Below are 11,145 nucleotides of genomic sequence, written 5' to 3'. Positions count from 1 at the left end.
ACAAATAGAAACGGAGCGAGTCAACGGAGATAAAGGAAGCACGGTGAGCTTGCGAGCCGATGATGACTTAGCTTAGGGCGATTCGTGAATTCGCCTCGTTTCTGGGCGCTGGAGCTTGAGACACGGCTCAACACGCCCATTTTTATCCACATGGGCTAATTTTAATTTTTCTAGACAACAAAAAAACTGACAAAGATTGTCAGTCCTTTTTATAATGCATAGCAATTAAGGTAGTATCATCCTGGCGATTAGATTCACTTACATATTCAAACGTCTGCGTAATTGCCTTGACATCTTCATTTAAAAAATATTTTTCCGACAGATCTCTATCCGAAACTCCATCAGAAAACATGATAAACATCATATTTGATTCTAGCTTTTCTTGAATGATTTTAAAGGGACGGTGATAGCCTGCCAAATAACCAGCATTAGGTATATTTCGCTTTTTCTTTTGATTTTTCACGATGGTAAGGATACCAATGTTTCCAATCGAAGAAAAAGAGTACATTCCTGTAGTAAAATCGAGCTTAAGAATACCAACTACAACACCACGTTTGCCATATAACTGTTCGTTACATTTTTTTATAATACCTTCTATTGACGTATGAGCATTATCTTGAATAATATTAATCACAATTTGGGACGATTCCTTTGCAAATTCACCACTACCAAGTCCATCTGCCACAGCACAAATAAATTCTTTATCTGTTTCCTTGTAAAAGTAACTGTCCCCACAATAATAATTACCTTTCTTCGCTCTTTGAAAGACAGATACCTGTACACGTTTCATAATTATTCAAGAACCTCCGTACTTTCTGACTGTATGGCCTCTCTTAGCTTACGCAAGGATCGACGCTGAAGTCTAGAAACATGCATTTGCGAAATCCCTAGTAACTCTCCAGTTTCCTTTTGACTCATGTTTTCAAAATAGGTATATTTCAAGATTTGCTGTTCACGCTCAGATAAAATAGGGAGTATCTTTTCTAGTAGCATTCGTTGATCGATCGTATTATATCCAGCCTCTTCATTGCCAACCAAATCTAAAATTGCTACCGTACTACCATCGGAATCTGCTTCAATTTTTCTGTCTACAGATAATGCTTTATAGCTTTTTCCCATCTCCATTGTCTCAAGAATATCCTCTTCCGATACTTCTAGATAGTCTGCTATTTCTCTCACTGTTGGGGATTTCTGATTGTTTGTCGTTAGTGTATCTACTGCTTTTTTTATTTTTGGTCCTAGTTCTTTTATTCGTCTTGGTACATGGACACTCCAGGTTTTATCGCGAATAAATCGTTTAATTTCTCCGATTATAGTAGGTATTGCGAAAGATTCAAAGGATTTACCAAATGACGGATCATACCTTCTAACTGCAGCTAATAGCCCGATCATACCAACTTGAACAAGATCTTCATGAATAGCACTATTTCTTGAGTACTTGCGTGCAATCGACTCGACTAGATCCTTATAAGTAAGAACTAGCTTCTCTTGTAATGCTTCATCAGTCGGTTCTTGTTGGATAGCTTCAATTAGCTGGTAAACCTCATCTCTTCCGCTATTGTGTGGTTGAGATTTGGTCGTCATCAAAGTCCACCTCAGTTTCGTGTATATACTTAGTCATCAATACAATGACACCATAGTTATTGTTAATTTGTACTTTATCCATTAGTGCATCAATTAAGAACAGACCAAAACCCCCTTCTCTTAGATCTTCAATTGATTCCGTATTTTTATATGGTCCAATACCATCTTTGACTTCATTTAGGTTAAAGCTTCCTCCATGGTCTGCTACCATTACCTCTAAACGGTCCTCATAAACTCCAAAACCTATTGTTACTTCGCCATCATCCTGCTCATGATAAGCATGAGTCACAGTATTTGTAATTGCTTCAGAGATAGCGACTTTCAAATCCTCAATATCCTCGTAAGAAAAACCCATTCTATTCGCTATGCCTGAGATACTTAATCGAACAACACCGACATATTCTGCTTTCGCAGGAACTTTCAATTCAATAAAATCAAATCTCTCCATTATTCGCTTCCACCCCGAATCGCAGCATTTATATCCATAATTTCATCTAGTCCTGTTATTTTAAATAATCGAAGCACACGATCTTGTATATTTACTAGCCGCATCATACTTTCATGTTCTTTTGTAGACTTCAATGCACTAATAAATATCCCTAAACCAGTGCTATCCATATACGTGACATTTTCAAGATCAACTTCGACTATATTTCCACGTTGTTGCGTTAACGGAAGTAACGTCTCTTTTAATTGTGGTGCTGTATACGCATCTATTTCACCCGAAAGATTGACGATTGACTTTTTCGTCTCTTCCACTACATTAATGGTTAAATTCATAATTGCTTCCTCCTATATCTTCACGATAAGACATATTGTATAATATCGCTTCTTATAGTTTGACTTCTCCATAACATTTACCCACATAACACCACGATTAAACTTCCCGTCGTAATATAAGTAACGTAAAGTCATCTCGCAGTTCAAAATTCTGTAGACGTTCGAAGTATTTAAAAACCTGATTTACCATCTCCTGAGCGGGTAGATGCGCATATTGTCTGATGACACTCAATACTTCTTCACTTTCAATAAAACGATCACCATCTCTACACTCTGTAACTCCATCTGTAAGCATGATAACTAAGTCATTTTTATGAATGTTTAATTCATATTGACCATAATCGGCATCAGGGGTCACACCGAGCACGAGGCCTTTTGTTTCCATCTCTTCAAATATATCCTTCTCAGCGTTATAATAAAACCCAGGCTCATGACCAGCTGAGGCGTAACGAAGTGTGTGTTCGGAAGGTATATATTGTGCATAACACATAGTAATAAACATACTGGGGTCAACATTTCTTTCGACTACACGATTTAGATTCTTTAAAATTGCCCTTGGTTCCATTGCCTCCTCAGGATAACTATCCATGGCATATTTAATCATAGACATACACAAAGCTGCTGGAATTCCTTTACCAATAACATCTGCCATAGCAATACCTAATGAACCATCACTTCCCTTTACAAAGTGATGATAATCACCATTCATTTGGTGCGCAGGTACACTAATAACACCAATATCCAGTCCTTCTATTTCTGGTTTTATTGTTCCAAGTAGTGTTTCCTGCATACTAGCGGCTACGGATATTTCGGATTTCAATTCAGACTGCTTTTCACGTAGCATTTGGTATTCCTGATGTGCGATACCATAGGCAATCATAGCTTCTAATAAAAAATTCATGGAAGACTGTATATCTTCACTTAGAGAAGGATACAGCTCCGCTAAAGCCTGAATGTGCATATTCACGATCTCATCTGGTAGGATATGATTTTTTATAAAGGATTTACTGACCTGCTCTACTTCATAAAGTGATTGTTCATCCTTTGTTTCAATGTAACGCTTCATCAATTCTTTATAATTTTCTACGTCTATTTTAACGGTATCATCCATACGTATCCCCCTAACATCCAACAAAAAGCAAGAGCATTTGACAGTATATATAAAGATAGGGTGTGCACTTCTTAATCATGTACACACCTCGGTTCCATTAAAGTGAAACTTCAATTAGTGGAGGTTTTGTCTTATCCCCCACGGATGGTTAGTACACTAAGGGTATGACCTCAAGGCCTTTGAACCAATTGGACATTTACTGCAGTCGATCTCCCACTTTCCATATAAATTTCACTTTATTGCATGAAAGGGGGTTTACTGCCAGTTATATGTGGGATAAAACTATCTTAACCACTTTATTGCTTTTATTCTTGTACCTTTCCCGACTTCTGATTGCAAATCAAACTCGTCCATTAATCGCTTTACTCCCGGTAATCCAGCCCCCAGTCCACCTGAAGTAGAATAACCATCCTCCATTACCTGACCAATATCTTCAATGCCTGGACCGACATCAATGGCTATCATACACATTCCTTTATGCTCAAGGTTATCAATAACTTCGAAACATATCTGTCCATGCTCCGCATATAAGTAGATATTCCTAGCCAGTTCAGATATTGTTGTAGCAATCCGAGCTTGATCAACGATACCGAAACCAACCTTCTTCGCAATATCTCTCCCTAATTGCCTGGCACCTACTATATCCCACTCTTTCTTTATATTTACGCAAGATTGAGGTTTCATAGGCTCTATTCCCCCAATTCCTGGTAGAGTTTGATAAGGCCTTGTTCTAAATTTAATGCAGTTGGAACATTTTTTAAATGAATCCCTAAATCAATTAATGTCATTGCAACTGCTGGCTGAATACCTGTTAAAACTACCTTCGCCCCCATAAGATCTGACATTGTAACCACATCACCTAAAACTTTAGCAATAAATGAATCAATGATTTCGACGGATGTTAAATCAATGACTACACCAGAAGAACCACTTTTATGAATTTTATCTAAGAGATCCTCCTGAAATTGAATTGCTGTTTGATCATCTATCTCTGTCTGAATGGAGATCAATAAATAATTATGGAGTTTTAAGATTGGTATTCGCAATGCCTTCACTCCCCTTTCAATGACTGAATTAATTCTTCAATACTTTCTTCTTTCGTTTCTAAATCAACTATCTTTCGGTTTGTTATTTCCAATGCGCTTCTAAAACCTTTTTTCAGCGAGCTCTTTGTCGGAAACTTCCCTAAATCAATACCAAGATTTACAATTGTTTGGGCAATTTCTGGGCGAATCCCAACAAGAATACATGTTGACCCGATTAAACGAACGGCTTCCGCAGCTTGAATAATATGATGCGCAACCATCGTATCTACAACAGGAACACCAGTAATATCAATTAGCACCACTTCCGAGTTATGCTTAATCACGCCGTCTAACAAATTCTCCATGATTAACTTTGCTCGCTCTGTATCGATCGTTCCAATTAATGGCATAATTGTAATACTATCCATAACAGGAATTAATGGAGCTGATAGTTCCTGAAGAGCGACTCGCTGTAAAGAAACAATATTCTCCCAGCTACCAGAATACTCATTTACCAATTGTCTAATTAACGGCTCCACCCATGCATCTACGCTTTTAAGAACATTAGAGATAAAAGCAGAGTCTACTTGTTCAGATTGACTTAAAATATAATCTACAGTGACTCGGCGAAATACTTGTAGACCATCAGTGATATAGCTTAATGGCCAACCAAGATTAATAATCTTTTCGGAAAAGCTCTCAACTGCCTTCGGTGGCCCTGCATTTTTTATACTTGTAAAGATAACATTAACAAACTCTCTATTGGTGCTTTCAAATAATTCATCGGAAATACTTGAAGTATAATTCCCATCTTTCAATGAATTGATTTCTTCCATCCACATTTGTACAATTGAGTCACTGTTTTCAATCGCAATCTTCTTAAATTTCTCGTCCATTGGATTACCCCCATTTATGGTTAAATGATTGTTAATGATTGTTATAGGTGTAAAGTGAAAGTTCTCTTCAAAGTGACTGTTACTAAGCAATATACGAAACTTTTATTATAGCTAACTAAATACAATTATGTCAGTTACGTTTATTGACTATTAACCCGCAATAAAACAATTTTTCATCTGACATTGCTACTTATTTTTTTGTTTATAACCCTGTCTTGTCAAAGTTAATTGTAACACAGATCAAAATTATGTATGAAGAATAATGTCGTATTTCTGCATGCAAAAACACCCTTGTTCTTCTATAAACAAGGGTGTTTTTATTGACCATACATATCTTTCAGCCCTAGACTGATTTCTAATGCTTGGTTAATCTTATTCATCATTTCTTTATCTAACTTTGTTATTTTATCTGTTAATCGTTGTTTATCAAGCGTTCTAATTTGTTCTAGCAAAATAACGGAATCCCGATCAAATCCATAACGTTTTGCGTTAATCTCCACATGCGTTGGGAGCTTCGCTTTCTGAATTTGTGCTGTAATTGCTGCGACAATAACGGTAGGACTGAAACGATTCCCGATATCATTTTGCAGGATCAATACCGGGCGCACGCCTCCCTGCTCTGATCCAACAACAGGGGAAAGGTCAGCGAAATATACTTCGCCTCTTTGTACGATCAAATGGTTACACCCCGATCACAGAGCGTTCCAAGGTATTTTTTGCCTCCTCTTCAGCTTGAAAAGCTTCTGAAGCAATTGTTAAATTAATGCGGCCCATTTCTTCATAGCCTCGTTGCATCGTTTCACGAAATTGTTGGATATGCTCATCTCTTTTGTGTTGAAGATAGCTTCTAGTTGCCTGACAAATGAAATCACTTAAATCACTATTCTCATATTTCATTAGACCATCCACCTCATTTAACAGGTTTTTCGGTATCTTAACTAATACTTCTTGTAAGCTCTCTGACAAAACCATCACACCTCCGCCAACTGTTGAACGAACTTTGTAAAAGTCATTTTTAATGATATCATTGAATTCGCCCATTTGCAAAGGGTTCCCTAATTTTTTTCAAAAAATATCTTGTTTTGTCGTTTATTCTTTCTCTAAATGTGGTATATCATGTAATTAAGTTAATTATGATGAGCTTTTCCTTAAAGGCCTTTATATATTCGTGGAATCCGCTTATTAATTACACAAGGAATCTCGTAATTAATTGTCTCTGCATGCTCGGAGATTTCATCCATTGCAATAAACGTGTCGTCTTGCCTGCCAATAAATGTGACCTTTGTTCCGACAGGGTAAGCGCGGTCCAGTCGAACCATGGTTTGATCCATGCAAATTCTGCCGACTATTGGTAATCGTTTTCCATTGATTAATACTGAAAAACCCTGCATTTTTCGCAGCCACCCATCACCATATCCAATAGGTATTGTACCAATCCATTCTTTTTCATTTGCCGTATACGTACAGCCGTAACTTACAGTATCTCCAGATTCAATTTGTTTGACATGCACTAGATTGCTGTGTAACGAAAAAGCCTGCTTTAAGTCTATCTCCCCCTTATCTTTTACTGCTTTAGAAGGATATAATCCATACATGGCAATACCAAATCGAATATAATCGTACATATCTTCTGGTAAACGAATAGCACTCGCACTATTGCCTATATGAATATCAAGCTCCCCAGCCCAATGCTGCTTCAGTTTCGATAACAGTATTTCAAATCGCTCCTTTTGCTGTAAAAAGTAAGCTGACTCTGGTTCATCTGCTGTTGCAAAATGGGTGTATACTCCTGTTAAATATATGCTTTTATTTTTATTTAATGCATATAGAATAGAATATAGCTCTTTCTCTGACCTTATGCCGATCCTCCCCATACCAGAATCGACTTTTAAATGAAGCTTTAATGGTTTAGCAAGTGTATAACTATTTACTTGATCTAGCCAATCCTGTTGAAAAAAGGTTAATGTAATATCAAGTTCGGCTGCTACAACAGCTGATTCAGGAGGAACCCAGCCCAATACCAAGATCGGCGCTGTTATTTGAGCCTTTCGTAATTCAATTGCCTCCTCAAGCAATGCCACAGCTAACGCTTCCGCTCCAGCTGTCAGGGCTTTTTTTGCTACAGGAATACTCCCATGACCGTAGCCATCCGCTTTTACAACAGCAATTACTTTACTTGTTATCGGGAGCTTTTGTTTTATTTGTTTTATATTATATGCAATTGCCTCCAAATCTATTTCAACCCAAGTATATCTATGTAATTCCACTAGCTCTAACTCCTTTCGCAAATAACGCGAGGTTTCTTACGTTAATGGTTATATAAATTGAAACTTCAATCAGTTCGTGAGTTGGTTTAGCCCCCACTGATAGTTCGTATCACAAGGATATGAACTAAAGGACATTGAACCCTCGAACATTTACTGACAGTCGATCCCCCACTTACCAATAGTGGATTCTCTTTATCGCGCTTGAATTGGAGGTATTACTGCCAGTTATATAGGGATAAAAATAATAATACCCCTATTATTTCTTGGGGGGAGGTTGATGTCAATATTATGATAATGAGTAATTGCAAAACCTGAAGTAAAACCACAATCGAACGTCTTGAGTATAGCTACAATTCATTCGCTTAATCAGATCACTTATGTTAAAAATAACCAAAAATAAAAGCAGACCCCAAGTAATTGCGAGTCTGCTTGTTAGAATTTCATGTTACTTCACTTCTTTACTTTGCACAGATTGAGCAACCTGAATTAGTTCTTGCTTCGTTAATTCATCACTTGCTAACATGAAGTCTACCCCATTATGAGACCACTCTAACTTGTTAGCTGAAATTGCTCCAACAGCAAATCCTAGATTGACAATTTCTCCCTTCACTTCATTTGGAGACATCATTGTCGTTTGTACCTTTGATTTTTCTTCGACCAACGTGAAATTTTTTTCACCCTCAAAGGTCAAAATTACACGTTCCCCTTCTTCCGTTGAGGCTTCTTTTTTCTCTGTTAATTCAGATCCTGCCATATAAGAAGGATAAAATACAGTAAGTGTATCTTCCACACCATCTCCAGAAACCTCTTCCTCAGCTACTGCTCCACTCGCCATATTCTTCTTCATAGTAAAGTCATTGTCTTTAAACGTAGCTTTTTTGTCAAAGCTCGAAAATTTTACTTCTACCAATGCATTCTTATCCTTATCTAGTACATTTACCTGAACAGGCTGAAAGGTTTTCTTATCAAAGTAAATTTCTTGATATGGCAAATTATTGTTGCTTTGATAATTTGTTTTTGTTTTAAAGATATAATGGGAGTCACTCACTTCAAATGCTGCTTCCTTATCTTTTTCAATATCCTTAACTAAGGATTGATAAAGATATGGTTGACTGCTATTATCTGGCCATTCTGATTGAAATTTAAAGCTTTTGCTTAATGCAGGCGTTAAAACAAATACACCATCTTTATTTTTTAGGATAATCTGATTTCCTTTTTCGTCTTCATTGTTAGATAAGGCAACGCGATAGAGATCATCCTTTTTATGCCAAACATCAATATTGAACTTTTGCTGCTCCTGGCCGGTATTCATACTCATTTCTGCTTTAGCTTTGTAACCATCCATTTCATCCAAATTGTCTTTTAATTCTGCAACAACATCCTCCTGTGATTTTTCTCCACAGGCTGATAATAATAGTACGAAGCCAAATACAATGATCCAACCGCCAATTTTTCTTTTCATGGACATATCTCCCTTGTCTCAGTTAAAAACAAAGGGAACGTTATCACCTAATACCTCTCAAGAAATAATACGAAATACCTTCGCAAGCCCATCGATCACATCACTAGCGAGTAGGTCATGATAGGAATGCTTTTCACTTATTAATTCATCTGCGGACCTTCCATGAATATAACAAGCATTACACAGCGCTTGAAAAATCGTTTGTCCCTGCATAATCATTGCTAAGATAATGCCTGTTAACACATCTCCACTTCCCCCTTTGGCAAGACCAGGATTACCAGACATATTCACAACTTGCTCACCTTCAGGAGATGTAATAATGGTAATCATTCCCTTGAGAACGACATAGGAGTTATTTTTAATAGCGAATTCACGCGAATACCTAAATGGTTCTAGGAGTAACTCATTTACAGTAATCCCTAAAAGCATTGCCATTTCTCCAGGATGCGGTGTGATTACTGTTGGATAACGCCTATTTTCTATATCTAAAAGATCCTCTTTTATATGATATAGGCCATCCGCATCTATCACAATCGGACATTCAGCTGTATGAACTAAGCTTCGAACCAAATCACCGGTACACGTTCTTCTTCCCATGCCCATTCCTATAGCGACAGCATGATAGCCTTCTAGACTTACATCAGTTCGGTTATCAAGAAAACCATTTGTTTCAGATAATTCTTTATAGGTAGCTTCTATACAATTAGCAGAAAGCATCCGAATGACGCCTTCGGTAGTTGCTCCAGTAATGAGACCCGCTCCAGCTCGTAGCGAAGCTTTTAAACTCATAGCTAGCGCACCCGGCATCTCCTTACTCCCTCCTATCACCAGACCCTTACCGTGCTCTCCTTTATGATCATCTGGTTTCCGATCAGGTAAACTATTCCGAACATCATCTATTCCCCATACGAATCTAGATGTGTTAGTTTTGAAAGCACGGGAAGGTAAACCAATGGAAACAGGCTCCCACTTTCCGTAATAAGGAGAGGTGTGATTCAAAAACGCACTGACCTTCGGCGCACCTATAACAAAAGTATAGTCTGCTTGAATAGAAATAAATTCCCCTTTACCTTCATCTGCCGGTAGTCCCGAAGGAATATCTACAGAAATTACTTTTTTCGCTTCACGGTTAATATAATGAACCAACGATGCTAATGGTTCACGTAATATCCCCTTCGAACCAATGCCAATTATTGCATCAATGATTACATTATTACTAGTTATCATTGATGTACATTTACCCTCAAATAAGGATATGATGCCTCCGCACCTTTCAAATAGTCGTTTATGATAATACGCATCTCCAAGGATTTTATCATTAGCAACCACCTGTAGTACCTGAACAGCATAACCTTTGTCTAGAAGTGTTCTAGCTATAACAAAACCATCTCCACCATTATTACCTGAACCAGCAAGCACGCAAATCTTGTCCGTATCCTTAACAATTGCTGTCACACGATCAGCAACAGCTCGTCCAGCATTCTCCATTAACAATTTCCCATCTAAACCAATTTCGGTCATTGCAAAGTGATCGATATCGTACATTTCCTTTGCGGTGACAATATACAATGTGTTCCCTCCTACCCGCACTAAAATATATGAGACAACCTGAGCGATTATGCATGTCCTTATAGAGCTTCAATCACAATTTGCGCAGCAGCATAATCAGCCGTATGTGTAATGGACAAAAATATTTTCTCTTTTCCATACCCTTTAGCATGTAAAATTGGAGCACCATTCTCTCCAATTTGAATCTCTATATCCTGAAAGCTAAGCCGTCCGATGCCTATTCCTACAGCTTTAGCAAATGCTTCTTTCGCTGCAAATCTACCAGCTAAAAATTCCACCTGCCTCCTCTTGTTATGGAGAGCATAGAATCTCTCCCTTTCGATCGGAGTTAAAATTCTTTCTATTATACGTGGAGTTCTCTGCATACTATTTTCTATACGATATAACTCAATAAGATCAATTCCTATTCCTCTGATCATGAACATCTTACTCCTTTTCAAACTGGCTAAAG

The 11,145-nt window shown here is 37.6% G+C and carries 14 protein-coding genes; all 14 read right to left on the bottom strand.

All coding sequences use genetic code 11. The annotated features are described in order from the left end of the window. Positions 1–199: 199 nt before the first annotated feature. The gene (locus JUJ52_RS16920; protein WP_026680367.1) at positions 200–790 is read right to left on the bottom strand and encodes a protein phosphatase 2C domain-containing protein; all 591 of its coding nucleotides are present in this window, start codon (positions 788–790) and stop codon (positions 200–202) included. A gap of 2 nt (positions 791–792) precedes the next feature. Further along, on the bottom strand, positions 793–1,584 hold the full coding sequence (gene sigB, locus JUJ52_RS16915; RefSeq protein WP_166530330.1) for an RNA polymerase sigma factor SigB: 792 nt from the start codon (positions 1,582–1,584) through the stop codon (positions 793–795). After that, on the bottom strand, positions 1,556–2,032 hold the full coding sequence (gene rsbW / locus JUJ52_RS16910; protein WP_026680365.1) for an anti-sigma B factor RsbW: 477 nt from the start codon (positions 2,030–2,032) through the stop codon (positions 1,556–1,558). The genes sigB and rsbW overlap by 29 nt, the downstream gene beginning before the upstream one ends. Then, a complete protein-coding gene (locus JUJ52_RS16905) occupies positions 2,032–2,364 on the bottom strand; it encodes an STAS domain-containing protein (protein ID WP_166530329.1) in 333 nt (110 codons plus the stop codon). Before JUJ52_RS16905 ends, rsbW begins: the two co-directional genes overlap by 1 nt. Before the next feature lie 97 nt (positions 2,365–2,461). After that, the gene (locus JUJ52_RS16900) at positions 2,462–3,475 is read right to left on the bottom strand and encodes a PP2C family protein-serine/threonine phosphatase (RefSeq protein WP_026680363.1); all 1,014 of its coding nucleotides are present in this window, start codon (positions 3,473–3,475) and stop codon (positions 2,462–2,464) included. A gap of 282 nt (positions 3,476–3,757) precedes the next feature. Continuing rightward, positions 3,758–4,159, bottom strand: a complete 402-nt coding sequence (locus JUJ52_RS16895) for an anti-sigma regulatory factor (protein WP_026680362.1) — start codon at positions 4,157–4,159, stop codon at positions 3,758–3,760. Positions 4,160–4,164: 5 nt separating this feature from the next. After that, positions 4,165–4,521, bottom strand: coding sequence for an STAS domain-containing protein (locus JUJ52_RS16890; protein WP_026680361.1), 357 nt, complete (start codon positions 4,519–4,521; stop codon positions 4,165–4,167). A 5-nt stretch (positions 4,522–4,526) separates the two neighbouring features. Then, positions 4,527–5,396, bottom strand: coding sequence for an RsbT co-antagonist protein RsbRA (locus tag JUJ52_RS16885; protein WP_026680360.1), 870 nt, complete (start codon positions 5,394–5,396; stop codon positions 4,527–4,529). A 317-nt stretch (positions 5,397–5,713) separates the two neighbouring features. Further along, complete coding sequence (locus JUJ52_RS16880; protein WP_026680359.1) at positions 5,714–6,073, bottom strand: type II toxin-antitoxin system PemK/MazF family toxin; 360 nt, start codon at positions 6,071–6,073, stop codon at positions 5,714–5,716. A 4-nt stretch (positions 6,074–6,077) separates the two neighbouring features. Then, complete coding sequence (locus tag JUJ52_RS16875) at positions 6,078–6,362, bottom strand: CopG family ribbon-helix-helix protein (protein ID WP_026680358.1); 285 nt, start codon at positions 6,360–6,362, stop codon at positions 6,078–6,080. A 182-nt stretch (positions 6,363–6,544) separates the two neighbouring features. After that, entirely contained in the window at positions 6,545–7,663 is a 1,119-nt protein-coding gene (gene alr / locus JUJ52_RS16870) for an alanine racemase (protein WP_034678655.1), read from the bottom strand. A gap of 445 nt (positions 7,664–8,108) precedes the next feature. Continuing rightward, complete coding sequence (locus tag JUJ52_RS16865) at positions 8,109–9,125, bottom strand: LolA family protein (protein ID WP_026680356.1); 1,017 nt, start codon at positions 9,123–9,125, stop codon at positions 8,109–8,111. A 57-nt stretch (positions 9,126–9,182) separates the two neighbouring features. Continuing rightward, positions 9,183–10,694 carry an NAD(P)H-hydrate dehydratase gene (locus JUJ52_RS16860; RefSeq protein WP_205389556.1) on the bottom strand — a complete coding sequence of 504 codons (1,512 nt, stop codon included), beginning with the start codon at positions 10,692–10,694 and terminating at the stop codon, positions 9,183–9,185. A gap of 59 nt (positions 10,695–10,753) precedes the next feature. Continuing rightward, positions 10,754–11,113 (bottom strand): holo-ACP synthase, encoded by a 360-nt coding sequence (gene acpS, locus JUJ52_RS16855; protein ID WP_026680354.1) that lies wholly within the window; start codon positions 11,111–11,113, stop codon positions 10,754–10,756. Between the last annotated feature and the right edge of the window lie 32 nt (positions 11,114–11,145).

It is taken from the genome of Virgibacillus sp. AGTR, from assembly GCF_016919725.2.
Taxonomy (GTDB): Bacteria; Bacillota; Bacilli; order Bacillales; family Amphibacillaceae; genus Virgibacillus; species Virgibacillus salarius.
This window is presented reverse-complemented; position numbering and strand designations above follow the sequence as displayed.

Coding starts and splice junctions, on each gene's coding strand:
- JUJ52_RS16920 (WP_026680367.1), bottom strand. CDS start 790: ATGAAACGTGTACAGGTATCTGTCTTTCAAAGAGCGAAGAAAGGTAAT.
- sigB (WP_166530330.1), bottom strand. CDS start 1,584: ATGACGACCAAATCTCAACCACACAATAGCGGAAGAGATGAGGTTTAC.
- rsbW (WP_026680365.1), bottom strand. CDS start 2,032: ATGGAGAGATTTGATTTTATTGAATTGAAAGTTCCTGCGAAAGCAGAA.
- JUJ52_RS16905 (WP_166530329.1), bottom strand. CDS start 2,364: ATGAATTTAACCATTAATGTAGTGGAAGAGACGAAAAAGTCAATCGTC.
- JUJ52_RS16900 (WP_026680363.1), bottom strand. CDS start 3,475: ATGGATGATACCGTTAAAATAGACGTAGAAAATTATAAAGAATTGATG.
- JUJ52_RS16895 (WP_026680362.1), bottom strand. CDS start 4,159: ATGAAACCTCAATCTTGCGTAAATATAAAGAAAGAGTGGGATATAGTA.
- JUJ52_RS16885 (WP_026680360.1), bottom strand. CDS start 5,396: ATGGACGAGAAATTTAAGAAGATTGCGATTGAAAACAGTGACTCAATT.
- JUJ52_RS16865 (WP_026680356.1), bottom strand. CDS start 9,125: ATGAAAAGAAAAATTGGCGGTTGGATCATTGTATTTGGCTTCGTACTA.
- acpS (WP_026680354.1), bottom strand. CDS start 11,113: ATGATCAGAGGAATAGGAATTGATCTTATTGAGTTATATCGTATAGAA.